This window comes from Mesorhizobium sp. M7A.F.Ca.CA.002.05.1.1 (genome assembly GCF_003998335.1).
Lineage (GTDB): Bacteria > Pseudomonadota > Alphaproteobacteria > Rhizobiales > Rhizobiaceae > Mesorhizobium.
In genome coordinates this window covers 1-485 of record NZ_RZQI01001629.1, presented here as the reverse complement: position 1 = coordinate 485, position 485 = coordinate 1, and the positions used below count along the sequence as shown (strand labels likewise).

General features: G+C 65.4%; 1 protein-coding gene. It reads left to right on the top strand.

Features of this window, described 5'->3' with window-relative positions; all coding sequences use genetic code 11:
• The coding region (locus tag EN939_RS37445) for an ATPase, T2SS/T4P/T4SS family (RefSeq protein ID WP_164751660.1) at nt 1–482 on the top strand (482 nt) is incomplete at its 5' end.
• Between the last annotated feature and the right edge of the window lie 3 nt (nt 483–485).

The window sequence follows — 485 nt, the reverse complement described above, 5'->3', positions numbered from 1 at the left end:
AGAACGCACTGCGCATGCGCCCCGACCGCGTCATCCTCGGCGAGTGCCGGGGCGAGGAGGCTTTCGACATGCTGCAGGCAATGAACACCGGCCACGAAGGGTCGATGGCGACCATCCATGCCAACACGCCGCGCGACGCCATTTCGCGGCTCGAGCAGATGCTCGGCATGACCGGCATGCCGATGACGGTGCAGTCGATCCGCAGCCAGATCGCCAGCGCGCTCGACCTGATCGTTCAGCTGACGCGCCTGTCCGACGGCAAGCGCAAGGTGACCAGTGTCGCCGAGGTGACCGGCATGGAAGGAGATGTCATCCAGATGCAGGAGATCTTCCGCTTTGTGCGTACCGGCATGGAGGCCGACGGCAGGATTCTGGGCCACTACGAGGCGACCGGCATCCGGCCGCGCTTCCTCGAGGATCTGCGCGCCATGGGCATCGAGTTTCCCGGACGATATTTCGAACCCGGCCGGCCGCAGGAGTAGCCA